Below are 17229 nucleotides of genomic sequence, written 5' to 3'. Positions count from 1 at the left end.
GCTCAGCGTTCACGGCGTGGCCGCGTGTCGGGGGTGGTGCCAACACCACCCCGTGATCGGGGGCTGGGTCGACTGCTTCGCCGGCGACCGCGGAGGAGAGTTGCCTTCGTCACCAGGTGCCCGGCTGCAGGAGCCGAGACCGACAGCGGAACGGGGATGATGATGGCAGGTCCTACACGGCGGAAGGTTCTAGGGGGCGTAGCGGCCGCGGCGGCGGGCAGCGTGGTCGGAAGTGGCCTTGGGCCCGGAGTTTCCACGGCCGCGGCACAAGCGAGCCGTTCGGCCGGCAAGGGCGGCGCGAGTGGGGCGTTACCGTTCCTGACGGGGGCCTTCGCACCGGTCACCGAGGAGTTGACCGCCTTCGCCCTCGAGGTGACCGGCCGCATCCCGAACGATCTGGACGGCCGCTACCTTCGCAACGGCCCGAACGCGCTGGGCCTCGAGGACGTCCGCGCCCACCACTGGATGCTCGGTGACGGGATGGTGCACGGAGTCCGGTTGCGCGGCGGACGAGCGGAGTGGTACCGCAACCGCTGGGTGCGCTCCTCACAAGTGAGGACGAAGCTGGGAGAGACCTGTTCGGGCCAGGCACCGCCGGACGACTTCGCCTGCAACACGCACGTCATCCCGTACAAGGGGCGCATCCTGGCGATGCAGGAAGGCGGGCCGCTGCCGTACGAGCTGGACGGCGACCTCAACACCGTCCGCCCGTACGACTTCCGCTCCACACTCAAGGGCGCCTTCACCGCGCACACCAAGTACGACTCCGCGGCCGACGAGTTGCACGCGATCGCGTACCACCCCACCTGGGACCACGTACGGCACATCATGATCGACCGGACTGGCCGGGTAGCGCGGGCCACACGGATCCCCGTCGCGGACGCTCCGATGATGCACGACTTCGCGCTCACCGAGAAGTACGTGGTGATCGCGGACGTACCGATCACCTTCGACGGTGCCGCCGCGGAAGCGGGCGCGGTGGTGCCGTACGTGTGGAACGACAGGCACCCCATGCGCATCGGGCTGTTGCCGCGCGCCGGCGGTACGACGCGCTGGTTCGACATCGACCCGGTCTACTACTCGCACACCCTCAACGCCTACGACCAGGGCGATACCGTCGTGGTGGAGTACACCTCGTTCCCCGCCCCGTTCCACGTCGCCGGGCGGGGCATGGGCGGACCCTCAGCGACCGGTGCCCCCACGCTCGACCGCTGGGTGATCGACCTGCGCACGCGCCGGGTGCACGGCAGCAGGCTGGACGACCGTCCGCAGGAGTTTCCCCGCATCAACGAATCTCTGGTCTCGCGCCGTCACCGCTACGCCTACACCGCGAGCACGGCCGAGATGTGGCGTGCGTACGAGACCGTCGACGGGGTGCGGCCGGACGAGAAGTTCACCAACTACCTGGTGAAGCACGACATGCTGCGGGGCAGCAGGCGACTCCATCGCTTCCCCGCGGACACGGCGGTCAGCGAGCCGGTGTTCGTTCCGCGGCGCGGCGCACGGGACGAGGACGACGGCTACGTCCTGTCGTACGTGAACGACCCCGAGCGCGGCGCGACCGACCTGCTCATCCTCGCGGCCCAGGACTTCGGCGGCCACCCGTTGGCCCGCGTCCACCTTCCCGGCCGTGTGCCGCTGGGCTTCCACGGCAGCTGGATCGCGGACGCGTAGAAGTGCTTTGTTACGGCGAGAGCGGGCGATTGCCGATCGTTTCACCATGACGTGCGGAGTGTCGGAGGCAGACGATGTTGCGGGCGAGTTCCAAGAGGCCTTGGTGGAGGTCGGCACGGCGTTCGTAGCGGGTGCGCAGTCGTACCAACTGGTGGAGCCAGGCGAAGGTGCACTCGACGACCCAGCGGATCTTGTCCGGGCCGGATCCGTGGGCGACGCCGCGTCGGGCGATGAGAGCTCGATGCCGCGTTGCCACAGCCGCCGACGGTGCTTGTAGTAGTCGTAACCACGGTCGGCGAACAGTCACTTGGGCTTGCTGCGCGGACGTCCTCCAAGCCCCCGTATTCGGGGGATCGCGTCCAGCAGCGGGATCAGTTGCGTCACGTGATGCTGGTTTCCGCCCGTCACGGACACGGCCAGCGGGGTTCCGCGGCGGTCGACGATACAGGTAGTGGAGAAGTTGCAACAGGCGCGGGCCCTGCGGTGGGGGCACTGCTCGAAGAATGTGTAGGCGCAGTAGCCGTGCCCCAGGTCGTAGTGCTGCCAGGGTTCTCCAGCTGCGGCCGCGCCTGATTCGACTGCCTCGCGGTCGAATCAGGACCTCGATGGCGCGTACGACGAGGACTTCCGCCCACGGTACGGTCAGTCACCGTCCCTGGGCCCGACGGTGTAGTCCCAGGCCAGCTCCCAAACCCGCAGCGTCGAGCCCAGGTCCGCGGTGGCCAGCAAGGTGCCGTCCGGGCTCAACTCGATCCCCGCGACCGGTGCTTCGTGGCCCTCCAGTGTCCGCAGGCAGCATCCCGAACGCAGGTCCCACACGCGGAGCAGCCCGTCCCAGCCGCCCGTCACCGCGAACATGCCGTCTGCGCTGAGGGTGAAACCGTGCGGCATGCCGCAGGGCAGCGAGTGGAGCACCCGGCCGGTGGCGGTCTCCCACACCTGAACCTCGTCGCGGCCCGGGGAGGCGGCCAGCGTGCCGTCGGCACTGAAGGCCCGGGCGGTCTGTCCGGACGAGAACGAGCCGCCGGAGTCGACCGAGTACCGAAACGCGCCACTCGCCACGTCCCACGCCGTGGTGGACAGGCCGGTGGACAGGAACAGGGTCCGCCCGTCCGGACCGAAGTCCGGGAACTCCTCACTGCCGCGCGACGGCAGCGTCCAGGCGGGACGCTCCGCGTCCAGCGGCCACAGGTGGACCTCGTGCTCGCCCACCCGGGGGAACGAGGGCTGCGACCGGGTGCTGCCGTGCGTGGCGGCGAACCGGCCGTCGGGGCTGAGCGCCACCGCGTGCACTTTCCCCGCGTGCGCCCGGACCGTGCTCAGCACGGAGCCACCGGGCAGGTCCCGCATCCGCAGCGTGCCGGTCTCGTCCCCGATCAGCACCCGGTTGCCCGCGGGATTCAGCGCGAAGGCGCTGATCCGACCGAAGTCGTCGGTGAACAACCGCTTGCTGCCGTCCTCCAGGCTCAGCTGCCGGATCGTGCCCGAGCTGGTCAGGACCAGCAGCAGGAGACCGTCGAGGGCGAACCGGATGTCCCGGGCGTTGCCGCCCTCACCGCGGTCGAAGGTGTGCAGCCGCTCCCCGGTGAGGGCGTCCCACACGTCCACCTCGCCGGTCCACCGACCGGTCGCCAGCAGGGTGCCGGCGCGGTCGAGCGCGGTGGTGACGGGCTGGGTGAACACCCGGTCCCCGTCGTACCCCCAAAGTGGCCACGCGCCGAGCAGCGTCGCCCGGCGGCCGTGCGCTCCCACCCTCGCCCACGCCCGGCGCACCTCGGGATGGCGGCCGAAGCCGGGCACCTGCTGGGCGGCGCGCAGCGTCTCGGCGGCGGGCGCGTAGCGTTCGGTGTCCGTCAGCTCGTGGACTCGTGCCATCAGTGCGCGGAACGTCTCGTCGGTGCGGGTGAGTTCACCGGCCGAACTAGGACGGGCGTAGCACCAGGGCGCGCGGTAGCCGGTGCCGGGCAGCGAACGCAGCACGACCAGACGGGCGCCGCCGAGTACGGCCACCCGGCCCTTCGCCGCGAGCGCCGCGCCGCGCACCGAGTACAGGTCGGACGGAGTCTCCCGGTCCAGGGTGCGCAGGCAGCGGCCGGTTGTCGCGTCCCACGCCTGGATCGACATCCCGCCGTCGCCGGCGGTCAGCACAGTGGGCCCGGGCGAGGCGACCGCGATGGCTCGCACGTGCCGCAACCGGTGCGGCACTTCGCTCACCACCACGCAACGCCGGGCGTCCCACACCGTCAGCGGCCCTCTCCACCAGGCGACCACGGCGCAGCGGGCATCGGGGGAGATGCCCACCAGGTCCAGCGCGGAGGTCCGCACCTCTTTGCCGTGCAGCGTCCCCCGAACCGGTCCGGTCAAGGTGCCGAGCAGCCGTCCGGCGAACGGAGCCCACGCGCGAACGGTGCCGTCGTGACCGTCCCTGCCGAAGGACGCGGACACGCCCCTGCTGCCGTCGCGGCTCAGCGCGAGCGAGCTGACCGCGCCGCTGTGCGCCTTCACCATGGCGACCGCCTGGTCCGGCCGGCCGGGCTGCCAGATCAGAACGGTGCCGTCCCGGCGCCCGACGGCCACGTAGCGGCCGTCGCCGCTGACGGCCAGCGTGCAGACGGGAGAGCTGTCCTGCCGGGCCGGCCGGTCGAGCCGGCGGCCGCGTGCCAGGTCCCAGGTCTCGACGGAGCAGTCCTCACGGAGCACCGCGCCGCGTGTGCCCGCCGCGTCCACGGCGAGGTGGACCACCGGCTGCCCGCTCCGGGTCAGGATGCGCCGAGCGCGTCGCCGGCTCCGCTCACCGTGCGCCCACAGCACCAGCCGGCCCGAGCGGTCGCCGGACAGGACGAGGCCGCCGTCCGCGCTCGCCGCGACCGCCGACACCTCCCCAGTGTGGCCGTCGAGCTCGGCGCGGACCGGTGGCGGGCGGCGCGCCAGCTCGGCCAGGGCCGCCGCGGCGTCAGTCGAGTCCGGGTCGGCGGCGACCGCCTCGCGCAGTAACTCCCCCGCCCGCTCGTCCTCGTGGCGTTCCAGCTCCACGCAGCCGAGCAGGAGCGCGCCGAGGCCGTCGGGAGGTCCGGCGGCGCGGGCCGCCGCCAGGTCGGAGGACAGCTCCTCTCTGGTGCGGCGCCCCGAACGCCACTGGTGAAGGCCGAAGTTGTAGAGGGTCGGAAGGTGGTGCGGGTTGGCTCCCTCGGCCCGCCGCCACAGTTCCTCGGCCTCGTCGACCCTGCCCAGGTCGAGGAGGGACAGGGCCTGGTTGGACAGACCGTCCGACAACAGGCGCACCGTCCTGGGCGCGGGCCGCTCGTAGGTGGCGCCGAGCTCCGCGCGGTACAGCTCGCCGAGTACCGAGGAGATCTCGCCGAAGCCGGACGGGCGCGCGGCCGGGTCCTGCCGGAAGCATTGCCGCAACAGCTCGCCGACGCTTGCGGGCATCGCCGGCACCCGCGCGTCGTCGGCGCCGCCGCCCCGCAGGAACGTCTCCAATGCCTCGTCGGCGGCCTGTCCGTGGTCGGTGAGGCGGCGTCCGGTGAACATCTCCAGGACGCTCACCGCCCAGGACCACACGTCGGTCGCCGTGGTCAGCCGGACCGCGCCGCGCCCCGCGGCGGCCGCCGCCTGCTCCGGGGAGCAGTAGGCCCGTGTCATACCCGCGAACGTCACACCCGGCGGGTCGTCGCCCGGGCCGTCGGCCCCCTCCTGCCGGCTCGCCGCCGACGCCCGGGCCAGGCCGAAGTCGGTGACCTTGGCAGTGCCGTCGGTCTGGAGCATCACGTTCGCCGGTTTCACATCCTGGTGGACGAGCCCGCTGTCGTGGGCGTGCGCCAGACCCCAGGCCATCTGCACGGCGACGTCGAGGATGCGGCCGAGCGCCACCCGGTGGCCGCCCTCGTACAGCCTGCCGCCGCGCACGGCGTCGGCCAGGCTGCCGCCGTCGATCCACTCGGCGAACACCCGAGGCAGCGTGTCGATGGTGCGCACGTACACGCAGTTGACGGTGTGCGGATGCAGCCCGAGGCCGACCCACGTGCCCGCCTCGGTCTCGAACAGCCGCCGGTCGTACGGCGTGCTCACCCGCTCCGGGCGCGGGGTCTTCACGGCCAGGTCCACCTGCCAGCCGCGGTGCCGGACCTTGTGCACCAGGCCCATCCCGCCGTCGCGTACCACGTCGAGCACCTCGTACAGGCCCAGCACGACGTCGCCGGGCGCCCATATGCGGGCCGGTCCGCGTACCACGGCGGCCTCAGTCGGAAAGCGCGACGAGCAGCGGGCTGCCGGGGAGTACCGTCATGCCCTCGTGGGCGTCCAGCTCGGGGTACGGGCTGGGTCCGTGCGACAGGCACCTTTCGAGAGACTCCATCTGCTCCTCCACGCCGCGCGGGTTCACCAGGTGCCCGGAGGCGAGCGCGTCCGGTGGCACGGTGGCGCTGTCGTCGGCCAGCGCCGTGGCCAGGCCGGAGAGCAACCCCGGCATGGTGGAGGGCGCGAAGACCGGGTCCGTCCCCGCGGTGACCGCTGCGGCGGGCGCGCCGACGACGTGGCCGCTCGCGCCGCCGAGCCCGACGGGGGAGCGCCCGGTGCTGCCGCCGAAGTGGACCAGGGAAGCCCGCCCCGTCGCCGACGGCTCCCACCGCATCGGCAGCCTGCCCCTGACGTACGGGCCAGGCACGTCGACGGTGCCCACGTCACCGGAACCGTCAAGGCACCGCGGCACCCGCTCCAGCGGTGTCACGCGGTTCGCCGTTGCAGACTCCACACTGCGCTTGACGCTGACGAACTTCAGGTCCGCGCACACATCCGTAACGTGCTTCCGGTCGAAACCGGCGCCGATCTGCGACAGCAGCATGTCGGCCTGGGTATCGCTGATGCAGAGGCAGTGGTGCAGCGACACTCGATCGCCCTCCCCGATACGACCTCAACCCCCAACGTCGCCAGATTAAAGGACTGCGGTCCTGCCCATGGGGGGCTATGAGACTCTCACAGTACGGTCACAGCGGCGGGCGCGAGCCCACGGGTGGGGCGTCCGAGCCGTGGCTCGGACGATTGCGGCGAGTGAGACGAGGTCCGCACGGGCGTGTTCGAGTTGACCGGCTGGGCACCAGGACACCCTGGAAACGAGGTCCATCGGGCCCGGCGACAGCGTGCTGGAGACCCGCTTCCCGCTCGAGGACCGCCTCGGCGCGTTCAGGGGCTGCTGCCCGCGCTGGAGCACGCAGCGCGCAGATTCATGTTCAGGCAGTACGGGTCCTGGTCCAGCAGGCGCTGGTCCGCGTTGAACGGATCCAGCCCGGCCCCGTCGGCGACGACGCAGGCGACCGAGAGCGCCTCGCTCCAGGTGGGCAAGGAACTGACCGCACGGGCCGGGCGGGCGAAGCTGCCCGCCGCGGTGCGCATCCTGCTTGCCGACCCGGCCGCCGCCACGGTCGAGGACGGCCATCCGCTGGACTCGCACAGCGACCTGGGGGCTGACGGCGTTCTCCAACGCGCTCGTCCTGGTGGTCTGCGGCACGCTCGCCCTGTACGTCCTAGGCCGCCGCCGGCTCATCGGCGGGCTCACCGCGGGCTTCGGCAGATGAGAATCGAGAGGACGGCGGAATGATCAGCACCGCCAACGGGTTGTCCGTGGGCATGAGCGAAGCAGTAGTTGCGAGCGCGTACGGCGGCCCCGACGCCCTGTCGGTGATCGACGTCGCCGTCCCGGAGCCCGGACCAGGTCAGGTGCGCGTCGCGGTCCGTGCCGCGGGTGTGAATCCCTTCGACTACAAGGTGTACAGCGGCACCTTCGGCACCGATCCGGCGAAGCTGCCGCTGCGGCTGGGTAGCGAGGCCGCCGGTGTCGTCACCGCGGTGGGCGCCGACGCGACCGGCCCCGCGGGTCCCGTCCGGGTGGGCGACGAGGTGATCGTCTATCGCGCGTCCGGCGCGTACGCCGCGGAACTCGTCGTTCCGGCCTCTTCCGTGGTGCCCAAGCCGGCCGGACTGTCCTGGGAGCAGGCCGGCGGGCTGATGGTCGCCGGTGTGACCGCCGTACACGTCCTCGAAGCGGTCGGACTCGGTGAGGGCGAGACGGTGCTGGTCCACGGGGCCGCGGGAGGGGTCGGCCTGGTGGCCGTCCAGCTGGCCGCGGCGCGCGGGGCCACCGTGGTCGCGACGGCGAGCCCGGCCAAGCACGCACTGCTCCGGGAACTGGGCGCGGTCCCGGTCGCGTACGGGCCCGGTCTGGCGGACCGTGTTCGTGCGGCGGCGCCGGAGGGGATCCACGCGGCGGCCGACCTGGTGGGCACCGACGAGGCGGTGGACGTCTCCGTGGAACTCGTGAGCGACCGTTCCCGCATCGCCACCATCGCGGCCTTCGAGCGCGGGGCCCAAGCTGGGATCAAGCTCCTCGGCGGAGGGCCCGGCGCCGACCCCGGCACCGCGATCAGGCAGGCCGCCCGCCTGCACCTCGCGGAAGCCGCGGCAGCGGGACGGCTGCGCATCCTGGTCGCGTCCAGCCACCCGCTGCGTGAGGCAGCCGCAGCCCACCGCGAGAGCATGTCCGGTCACACCACCGGAAAGATCGTTTTGGTGCCGTAACCCTGTCCGTTCGAGGGGCCGCCTCAGCCGCCGTTCGCGCGATGACCGCTTCCAGGAGGAACCGGATCATCTCGTGGGCGGCTCGCTGAGGTGAGCGGAGCACGCCGGTGCCCTCGAACACGGCGACGGACAGTTCCGCGACCGTCTCGCTGTCCACCGGATGCGGGTCCAGCACCTCGTGCACGATCGACCGCACCCGGCACAGGAACCGCTCCCGAGCCACGTCGTCGGCAACGACCGGCCCGACGTCGCCGTGCTCGTCACCCTCGACCACGAGGCCGTGGCGCACTGGCTGACGATGCTCGGCAAACCGCGGATGCCGCAGCAGCAGCTTGTGCGCGACCCGACCTGCGCAAGGCCATTGAGAGGTGGTTGACAGCCACAGATGGTCGGCCCCGGGATCGTGGCGACGGTCCGCAGCCGGCCGTAGGTGCCCACGGAGTAGGCGGTCGGCGTGTCCACGTTCTCGTCGTCTCCGTTGATCGGGATCCGCCACAGCCGTTCGTCGCGCAGGGACGACGCCATGTAGATGACGTAGCGGACGATGGCGATACCGCTCGGGGACGCCTCGGAGACGTTCCAGGTGGTCTCGTCGAAAGTACGGGCTGACGGTGTCGGGTGGAGACCCGGCGAGCGGATCCGCGGCGGTGCCGTGGTTCGGGTGTGCGGGCGAACGGGTGTCTCTCACGGTTCGTTGCTCAGCTTTGGCTGGAGGCGTCGGGCAGGCGGACAGCTACTGCACCGGGGTGCCGCTGCGGTGTACGGGAAGCGCTTGGACGCGTGGCCGCCCCGTGACGGCTCGCGTCGATCGTGCCCCCGATGATCTTCGAGGACGGACCCTAATAGCTGTCGTGGCCGGGCTCTCCGTTCGGCCGGTAGACGCCGACGATGGTGCCGCCCTTCGTCGTCGAGACGCTGACCGGCTCCAGCGCGGTGGGGATCGCTCCGTCGGCGAACAGCCGCTTGCCGGTGCCGATGATCACCGGATGGATGGTCAGCCGGTACTCGTCGACGAGGTTGTGCCGCATGAGCGTCTGGGCGAGGTCGCCGCTGCCCACGACGTTGATGTTGCCGCCGTCGGATGCTTTCAGCTTGCGCACGGCGTCGGGGATGTCGCCCTCCAGCAGCGTGGAGTTCTGCCACTCGAGGGACGTCAAGGTACGAGACGCCACGTACTTGTGCATGCTGTTCATCCGATGGGTGAACGGGTTGCCGGGATCCGCGGTCGGCCAGTACGACGCGAAGATCTCGTACGTCTTGCGGCCGAGCAGCATCGCGTCGGAGACCTCGTACCAACCGGCGATGGCCGTGCCGACCTCGTCGTCGGACACCGGTTTCTGCCAGCCGCCGTGCTCGAAGCCGCTCTGAGTGTCCTCGTCCGGGCCGCCCGGTGCCTGCATGACGCCGTCCAGCGTCAGGAACGTGCAAACGATGATCTTGCGCATGGTGCGCTCCCTTCGACGACGGGTAGACCGCCCTTCCGCCGGAAACTCATCGGGATGTCCGCGGCTCATCACCGGGACCGTCGTCGACTCGTGCATCCAGGCCGCGGGAGGCGACGAGCTGTGCGCTGCCGTCGGCCCGGCGGCAGCGCAGGCCGACCACGGCGGTCTGGCCGGCGGCGACCTTCTCAGCGGGCACGGGGGAGCGGTCCAGCAGCAGGTCGACGGTGTGCCGGATGGGGTCGGTGAGGACCTCTCTGCGGCTCCACGGGTCCGGCGGTTCGCGCCGCGAGCACGTTGGGGATCACCCGCTCGACATTCCGGACGGCATCCAGCGGATGCGCGGTCGGCTGGGGGGAGCGGCAGTACTCCGGCACCGCCGGGTGGACGGAGAACTGTCAGATCGGTGTCTTCCTCGCCTGTGACGACGAGCCGCTTGTCCCACGGATGTCCGGGGCGCCCTGTGCAGTTTGACCTCCGCCCCTTCCGCGCACACGGCTCCTGTGAGGCGACACCGCGGTGCCCGCACCGTGTGAACCTCGGCTCAGCGTGCCTCCGGCTGCCACCCCAGCGCCCGTGATATCCCGCGCGCAGCGAGCCGTACCGCCGGGATCAGCACGGGTACCTGGGCCGTCGCGTGCGGGACCACGATCGACACCGCCGCCATCACCCCACCGTCGCGGCCGTGTACCGGGGCCGCGACCGACACGGCGTCGTCGGTGATCTGACGACTGCTCACCGCCACGCCCGACCGCCGCACTTCGGCGAGTTCGCGGCGAAGTCGCGCGGGATCCGTGACGGTGTACGGGGTGAACGCGGCCAGCGGACCCTCGCAGTACGCCTCCTGGAACGGCTGCCCGCTGTGGGCCAGCAGCGCGAGCCCGACCCCGGTGGCGTGCAGCGGCCAGCGGGCGCCGACCCGGATGTGGACGCCGACCGCGGAGCGCCCGGAGAGCCACTCGATGTACACGACGTCTCCGCCGTCGCGCACCGCCAACTGCACGTTCTCGTGCGTAGCCTCGTACAGGTCCTCCAGGTATGGCAGCGCCACCTGGCGCAGCGCGAGCCCGCGCGGAGCGAGCGCCGCGACCTCCCACAGTCTCAGACCCACGTGGTAGAGACCCTCCGCGTCCCGTTCCAGGGCGCCCCACTCGGTCAGTGCCCCCACCAGCCGGTGCGTGGTGGTGAGGGTGAGCCCGGCCCGGCGGCTGATGTCGGTCAGACAGAGCGCCGGATGCGCGTGGTCGAAGGCCGCGAGCACGGCGAGCAGCCGGTCCGGTGCGGAGCGCACCGTCTGCGGGGGCAGCGCGTCTGCGGCCATCGGGACGGCGTCACCCGAGTCCGCTCTCGGCGACCCTCAGCAGCAGCGCGTGCAGGACGTCCCGCTCCTCGGTGTCGAGCGGCCGGAGCAGTTCGCCCGCGACCCGCGAACCCGCCTCGTCGGTGTCGCGCAGGAAGACCCTGCCGGCCTCGGTCAGCACGACGATTCGGCTGCGCCGGTCGTCCGGGGAAGGACGGCGCTCGGCGAACCCCAGCCTCTCCAGGTCGTCGACCAGGCTGACGATCGCGCTCGGGTCGTAGCCGAGGGAGGTACTCAACTCCCGCTGCGGGGCCCCCTCGGAGGTGGCGAGGAAACGCAGCAGCGCGTAGTGGCGCAGCCGCAGACCGGACTCCTGGAGGGACGCGTTGAACAGCCGGCCCGAGCGCAGCCCGAGCCGGTACAGCAGATAGCCGGTGTCCGCGTGCAGCCCGCGCATCCACGGCTCCCGGGCGTCGATCGGGGCGGAGCATACGGCGTGTTCTGGGGCGTGCTGCTGGCCGGTGACGGCGGGCTCCCTGGGCCGGGCCTCCGTCCGGAGGCGGACATATGGATGTTGCCCGACAGCATGCCGCACGGACCGGTCGGCAACAACTATTGACGACAACAATGATTGTCTTTGACTTCGATCCCGGACCGCACGCCGCCCGGTCCGCAGGCGCACCTGCCGCGGCCTGCCCGGCGGCCGGCCCTCTGGAAGGGACCCGGTCGTGCCCAGCACCGATCTCACCGCCCGTATCCGGCTGGTCGCGAAGCTCGCCTCGGGGGTGAGCAGGAGGACTCCGCCCAGGGCCTGGGGGTGATCTGCCCGAGGCAGTGCGCGGGGCGCACGTCACCGCCCTGGGCGGGGCTGCCCCGGCGACGGGACACATGCACAAGGAGTCCTCCTGGCGCCCCGTCGCAACCCCGCCCCCGCCCGCCGGTCCTCCGTCCAGACGGCATGCGGCCCGCGCGCCGGGTCACGCGTCCGGACTCGCGCTGGACCGGCGGCCGGCGGGACGCGAACCGCTACCGGGTACCGATCGCCGACGCCGGCTGACCGAAGCACGGGTCGGCGGCAAGGTCAGGGAGCGCCTGTCGTGACCAGAGGGGTCCGTCACAGATCGAGCACCAACCGCCCGCCCCGGCACCGGGAAACGCAGATCATCATGGTCTCGCCGGATTCCCGCTCATCGTCCGTCAGGACCGAGTCCCGGTGCTCCGGTGTGCCCTCCAGGACGTCGGTCTCGCAGGTGCCGCAGGTGCCCTCGGTGCAGGAGTAGAGCACCTCGACGCCTGCGGCACGTACGGTGTCGAGGATCGACACCCGCGGCGGTACGGTGAGCGTACGGCCGCTCCGCTCCAGGACGACCTCGAACGCGCCGTCGTCTCCGGCGGGTTGCTCCTTGGGCCGGAACCGCTCGACGCGCAGCGCCCCGGCCGGGCAGCGCTGCTCCACCGCGTCCAGCAGAGGGTCCGGGCCACAGCAGTAGACGAGCGTGCCATCAGGCAGGTCGTCCAGTACGGGGCCCAGGTCCAGCAGCCCGGTCTCGTCCTGCGGGGCGACCGTGACCCGGTGCTCGTACCGCTCCAGCTCCGCCGTGAACGGCATGGAGCGGCGGGTGCGACCGCCGTACAGCAGGGTCCACTCGGCGCCCGCCGCCTCGGCCGCGGCGAGCATCGGCAGGACGGGCGTGATGCCGATGCCACCCGCGACGAACCGGTAGCGCGGAGAGGGCCGCAGGGGGAAGTGGTTGCGCGGCCCCCGCACCCGTACCTTGTCGCCCTCGCGCACCCGCTCGTGGACATACTCCGAGCCTCCCCGCCCGTCGGGCTCGCGGAGCACGGCGATCCGCCACAGGTGCCGGTCCGCGGGATCGCCGCACAGTGAGTACTGCCGCTCGAGGCCCGGACCGAGCAGGACGTCCACGTGGGCGCCCGGTTCCCAGGCCGGCAGCTCCTCGCCCAGCGGATGGCGCAGGGTGAGGGCGAGCACGCCCTCGGCCGCCGACTCGCGTCGGTCGACGACGAGTTCGGCTTCTTGCACGGTCATGAGGTGGTTCCTCCGGGCTGGTGTCCTTCGGGGTGCGCGAGCATCCACTCCCACATCCGCACCGGGTCCTCGGCGGTGTTCTCGGCGCCGCAGTGGCAAGTGCCGTGCAGGACGTCGGTGCCCGGAAGCCAGTCGATGCGGTAGACCTCGCGGTTCACAGCGGCGGACGGCGTGCTCACCGGACCTTCTCCACCGGCTTGTCGCCCTCCTCGACCAGACGGGCGAGGATACGACGGGCGGCGAGACCACCGGTGTCGATGTTGATGCTCAGCTCCTGGTAGCCGGCCCGTTCGGTGCCGAGTGCCTTCTGCAGCAGGTTGAGCGCGTCGACGTCCTGCATGACGACCGTGTGGTTGAAGTCGTGCAGGAACGCGGTGACTTCCTCGTCGTCCTTCGCGAAGTCCCGGGAGACGGCCCAGAAGTCGTACACCTTGCCGTCGGTGGACGGGGTGATCGCATAGGTGATCTCGGTGTGGAAACCGTTCGGGTCGCTTCCGTCCGGCTCGGGCAGCACGCCGACCGGCGCGATCCGGCTGTGCAGCAGGTAGAGACAGGGCGCGTGGTACTCGATGTCCTGCCAGCGGGTGATACGGCCCTCGATACCGGTGGAGCGGGCGTAGAAGGGCGGGCACTCGGCGTCGTCCATGTGCCGGCTGACCCGTACGACGCCGGCGCCCTCGTCGACCTCGGTGGTGATCGGCGTCTCGGCGACCTCCGGGGTGCCGATGTAGCCGCCGTGCAGGTACGTCTCGTGGGAGAGGTCGAGGAGGTTGTCCACCAGCAGGCCGTAGTCGGCGTCGATCGGTTCCATGCCGCGCACCGTCACCCAGTCCGGGGAGTCCAGGTGCCGGGCCCGCGGGATGACCCCCACGTCGGCGAGCGCGGGGTCGCCGATCCACACCCACACCAGGGAGTCCTGCTCGACGACCGGGTACGAGGTGACCCGGGCCGTGCGCGGGATGCGCTTCTGCCCCGGCACATACACGCAGGCGCCCGTCGTGTCATAGGTGAACCCGTGGTACCCGCACACGATGCGGTCCCCGTCGAGCCGGCTCTCCGAGAGGGGGAAGCGGCGGTGGACACAGCGGTCGGCGAGCGCGACCGCTGTGCCGTCCTCCTCGGCGCGGTAGAAGACGAGCGGCTCACCGAGGATCGTGCGGCCGAGCAACTCGCGCCCGACTTCGTGGCTGTAGGCGGCGACGTACCACTGGTTCCTGGCGAAGGCGGTCATGTGAGGCATGGGGGTCGGCTCCCGTCTCTCGTGATGGCGCTATCGTCGGGAGAGCCTCCACACGGGCGCAACACGGCTTCCGCCCCACGGAAGAGACGATACGAACGCCCTGCTCATGGTCCACCTTCGTGCTGTGACGGCACCGGGCGCCCCCAGCGCCTGCTGCCCTCTCGCAGCGCGCGCCGGCAGCAGGGCAGCGGGCACATCCGTCCGCTTCCCGCTCTGGGGGCCCCGGCCGACGGCTTTGCCCATCTCTCATACTCTGTACGGCCTCTGATGTAGCGTCAGCAAGCATGAACAGAATCACGTGGGGGACCAACCGCCGGCGGGTCGGGGCGGTCGGCGCGTTTCTGGCCCTGCTGCTCTCGGCGGTCAACCTGTCCGTGGCTCATCCGGCGGCGGCCGCCTCCGTCCTGGCCCCGATCGACCCCAGTGGGTTCACGATGCGGGCAGGGGACTTCACTGACCGCGGCGCCGCGATCCAGCAGATCGAGGCATCGGGCAGCGTCTCGGTGCGCACCTCGCCCGACCAGGTGCTCGCCGACGGCGGACACGCCGGGCGCGCCGCACTGTGCCACAACACCAACCTCGACGGCTCACTGAAGTACGACGGCTTCTGCTGGGACCAGGCCGACGACACCTCCGCCGTCTGGACGCCCCAGGGACTGACCGGTTCGCATGACGCCCAGCCGAGCGGCACCTGGAACGGCCACTACCTCTACATCGCCTCCTGGCACTACACCGACAACGCCTACGCGCGGATCACCATTGCGGAGTCGACCGGCACCTCGGTCACGTACCAGCACGTGCTGCTGGTCGACCCGTACTCCACCGGCGGCGGCTACACGTTCCGCCCGGTGGGCGGGGCCGGTGACCGGGCCGGGACGGACGTGCTCAGCGGCCATGCGGACGGTGTCACCTGGTACGGCAACAATCTCTTCGTCGCCACCGGGCACCAGATACAGGTCTACGACCTGCGGCACCTGTGGAAGATGAGCGACACCTCCACCGACCAGGTCGGCATCCTGGGCAACGGCAAGTCCTCGGCCCGCTACCACAACTGGGCGCTGCCCATGGTCGGCGTCTACTTCACCGGCAACACGGGTGACCCCTGCGACGCCACGCGGCCGTGCCTGACCTCGCTCAGCCTGGACCGGACGTCCTCACCGGACGCCCTGGTCACCTCGCAGATCGCCACCAAGGGCGGCGGGCCCCTGATCCGCTGGCCGCTGAACGCGAGCACGGCTCTGCCGGACACCGACACCGCGAACGACTACACCGGGACGGTCACGGCGACCGGTGCCTACACCGTGCCGATCTGGAAGGTGCAGGGAGCCGCCACGGACGGCACCTATTACTACTTCAGCGGCGAGTGCCCCGAGACGGCGGGCACCACCGACTCGGACGTGCCGTACTGCATCCACCGGGCGCTGCCGGGCGCCGCGCCGCACGTCCTCACCCATGCCCCGCCGCTGACCCAGAACCTCTCCTACGCCCCGTCGTCCGGGCGCCTGTGGGGGCTCAACGAGCGGGAGAACACGACCACCGGGAAGCGGGTGGTCTTCTCCCTGGTGCCGTCCGCCTGACGACTACCGGGTCACCCCGTCGAGCGCCGCACACGGATGCGCTGCCGGGCAGGGCCGAGTGCTACGACCTGCTGATCACTGAAAAGGACGAGGCGTCCCCTCTGGCCGCGCTGACCGAGAGCAAGGGGGGCGCTGACGGTGCTGCGCCCCGGCCGTTCGCAGCGTCCGCACCCCGGGACCGCGGCGCCCACCCCACGCCGATGCGGCCCCGCACCCCGGTGCGGCGTCGTGCGCGTACCTGGCGGGCCTTCCTGCCGACATCACTGCGGAGCGCCACCGTCGGATGCCTCAGCGGATCGGACAGGACGCGGAGGCGGTCGCCGGGGTGTGCGAAGTACGCAGGTATGCGCGGGCGCGGGTGAACGCGGCTGCCACCGACCAGAAGGGGGCGTACGAGGTGCTGCATCTGGCGCCGGTCGGCTGGTATGCCGACTGGTTCCTGTCCCGGGTGTCGGGGAAGGTCGACATGGACCGTGACGCCATCGCTGCGCGGTTCGCGGCGTTGGGGGAGGAGGTGCCGATGAAACGGTACCCGGACCGGCTGCGCGCAGAGACACGCGAGGAGTTCCAGGCGCGCCTGAAGCGGGAGACCGCGAAGGCGGCGAAGGAACTGCACAGGCGTCCCGTGGCCGCACATTTCCCCGCAGGAAACACGAGAGCCCCCGCCCCCCTGGTCGCGGAGGCGGGGGCGCTGCGGTGTGCGAAGTCTGGCAGCGTCAGGTCTGGCACTGTGAGGTCGCCGCGCTGGACCAGTTCGACCAGGCGCCCCCCGCCGGCCTCACGTGGACGCGGATCGTGATTTTGACCGGGCCACAGATGCGAGTGGAGGTAGCGATGGCGATCGGGCCGACCGTGGAACGCCGCTGCACGATGGTCCGGCCGCTGCCCATTTTCATCCAGTCGTCGCCGTCGCCCTGCACGTGGAGGTAGGCCTCGTACTCGACCCATGAGGCGTGGGAGCGGGAGTTGGTGATGAGGGCGTGGGCGGTGATGTCGCGCCAGAAGATCTTCCCGTCCTTCCAGCGTTCGGCGGAAATACAGCCCCGGGCGCCGATGTTCTGCGTCGAGACCCCGCCGCCGCAGGCGACGGCAGCGGCGTGGGCCTGGGCGGGGAAGGCGAGCGCGGCCGCGGCGGCTGCCGCGACGAGGGCTCCCGTACGTTTCACGGTCCGGGCAGTTTTCGTCATGGGGGAACCGTATCCGCTCGTTCAGTCGCCCACCCCGATATCCGGCCCAGTCGCGGTCGGGTCCTGGACTTCTTCGACCACGGTGGCACCGACCAGGCCGAGACCGAGCAGGTTAGCGACGACGTGCAGTAACGCGCCGGCCGCTTCTGTGCCCCCGACAAGGTGGGGCTGGAGCCGGACCGGATC

General features: G+C 71.4%; 15 protein-coding genes and 1 pseudogene. 5 read left to right on the top strand and 11 right to left on the bottom strand.

The annotated features are described in order from the left end of the window. The first annotated feature begins 162 nt into the window (after positions 1 to 162). Positions 163 to 1674 (top strand): carotenoid oxygenase family protein, encoded by a 1512-nt coding sequence (locus OO52_RS25750; RefSeq protein ID WP_030647308.1) that lies wholly within the window; start codon positions 163 to 165, stop codon positions 1672 to 1674. A 10-nt stretch (positions 1675 to 1684) separates the two neighbouring features. On the opposite strand, the pseudogene OO52_RS47840 reads toward OO52_RS25750, so the two are convergent. From OO52_RS47840 to OO52_RS51655, 4 genes and pseudogenes are all read right to left on the bottom strand, one after another. After that, positions 1685 to 2118: pseudogene (locus OO52_RS47840) on the bottom strand (transposase); the annotation flags it as partial. A 198-nt stretch (positions 2119 to 2316) separates the two neighbouring features. Continuing rightward, entirely contained in the window at positions 2317 to 5907 is a 3591-nt protein-coding gene (locus tag OO52_RS25740; RefSeq protein WP_030647314.1) for a serine/threonine-protein kinase, read from the bottom strand. Between the two features lie 7 nt (positions 5908 to 5914). Next, entirely contained in the window at positions 5915 to 6562 is a 648-nt protein-coding gene (locus OO52_RS25735; RefSeq protein ID WP_030647317.1) for a DUF7019 family protein, read from the bottom strand. 293 nt (positions 6563 to 6855) lie between these two features. Then, positions 6856 to 7014 (bottom strand): hypothetical protein, encoded by a 159-nt coding sequence (locus OO52_RS51655; protein ID WP_167347929.1) that lies wholly within the window; start codon positions 7012 to 7014, stop codon positions 6856 to 6858. Between the two features lie 56 nt (positions 7015 to 7070). Here OO52_RS51655 and OO52_RS53000 point away from each other — a divergent pair, with 56 nt between their 5' ends. From OO52_RS53000 to OO52_RS52170, 3 genes are all read left to right on the top strand, one after another. Continuing rightward, positions 7071 to 7247 (top strand): hypothetical protein, encoded by a 177-nt coding sequence (locus tag OO52_RS53000; protein ID WP_234337962.1) that lies wholly within the window; start codon positions 7071 to 7073, stop codon positions 7245 to 7247. A gap of 19 nt (positions 7248 to 7266) precedes the next feature. Continuing rightward, a complete protein-coding gene (locus OO52_RS25725) occupies positions 7267 to 8247 on the top strand; it encodes a quinone oxidoreductase family protein (RefSeq protein ID WP_231406246.1) in 981 nt (326 codons plus the stop codon). A 178-nt stretch (positions 8248 to 8425) separates the two neighbouring features. Then, complete coding sequence (locus tag OO52_RS52170; protein ID WP_158712560.1) at positions 8426 to 8623, top strand: hypothetical protein; 198 nt, start codon at positions 8426 to 8428, stop codon at positions 8621 to 8623. A gap of 463 nt (positions 8624 to 9086) precedes the next feature. Here OO52_RS52170 and OO52_RS25715 read toward each other — a convergent pair whose 3' ends face one another. From OO52_RS25715 to OO52_RS25685, 6 genes are all read right to left on the bottom strand, one after another. Next, a complete protein-coding gene (locus OO52_RS25715; RefSeq protein WP_030647329.1) occupies positions 9087 to 9692 on the bottom strand; it encodes a dihydrofolate reductase family protein in 606 nt (201 codons plus the stop codon). 541 nt (positions 9693 to 10233) lie between these two features. Beyond that, positions 10234 to 11010: an IclR family transcriptional regulator gene (locus tag OO52_RS25705; RefSeq protein WP_030647333.1), complete on the bottom strand. Its 777-nt coding sequence runs from the start codon at positions 11008 to 11010 to the stop codon at positions 10234 to 10236. 10 nt (positions 11011 to 11020) lie between these two features. Beyond that, positions 11021 to 11446 (bottom strand): MarR family winged helix-turn-helix transcriptional regulator, encoded by a 426-nt coding sequence (locus OO52_RS25700; RefSeq protein WP_030647335.1) that lies wholly within the window; start codon positions 11444 to 11446, stop codon positions 11021 to 11023. Between the two features lie 657 nt (positions 11447 to 12103). Then, positions 12104 to 13039 carry a PDR/VanB family oxidoreductase gene (locus OO52_RS25695; RefSeq protein ID WP_030647337.1) on the bottom strand — a complete coding sequence of 312 codons (936 nt, stop codon included), beginning with the start codon at positions 13037 to 13039 and terminating at the stop codon, positions 12104 to 12106. Then, positions 13036 to 13218, bottom strand: a complete 183-nt coding sequence (locus OO52_RS25690; RefSeq protein WP_030647339.1) for a hypothetical protein — start codon at positions 13216 to 13218, stop codon at positions 13036 to 13038. The genes OO52_RS25695 and OO52_RS25690 overlap by 4 nt, the downstream gene beginning before the upstream one ends. Continuing rightward, entirely contained in the window at positions 13215 to 14279 is a 1065-nt protein-coding gene (locus OO52_RS25685) for an aromatic ring-hydroxylating dioxygenase subunit alpha (RefSeq protein WP_030647341.1), read from the bottom strand. The genes OO52_RS25690 and OO52_RS25685 overlap by 4 nt, the downstream gene beginning before the upstream one ends. A gap of 284 nt (positions 14280 to 14563) precedes the next feature. On the opposite strand from OO52_RS25685, the gene OO52_RS25680 reads away from it, so the two are divergent. Then, the gene (locus tag OO52_RS25680; protein WP_051818617.1) at positions 14564 to 15856 is read left to right on the top strand and encodes a hypothetical protein; all 1293 of its coding nucleotides are present in this window, start codon (positions 14564 to 14566) and stop codon (positions 15854 to 15856) included. Positions 15857 to 16572: 716 nt separating this feature from the next. Here the strand turns inward: OO52_RS25680 and OO52_RS25675 are convergent. After that, positions 16573 to 17043: a hypothetical protein gene (locus OO52_RS25675; protein ID WP_213084280.1), complete on the bottom strand. Its 471-nt coding sequence runs from the start codon at positions 17041 to 17043 to the stop codon at positions 16573 to 16575. Positions 17044 to 17229 lie beyond the last annotated feature (186 nt).

The sequence above is a fragment of the Streptomyces flaveolus genome (genome assembly GCF_000716535.1).
GTDB classification, from domain to species: Bacteria; Actinomycetota; Actinomycetes; order Streptomycetales; family Streptomycetaceae; genus Streptomyces; species Streptomyces flaveolus_A.
Note: the sequence above shows the minus strand (reverse complement) of the source record. Positions and strands in the feature narration are given on the sequence as shown.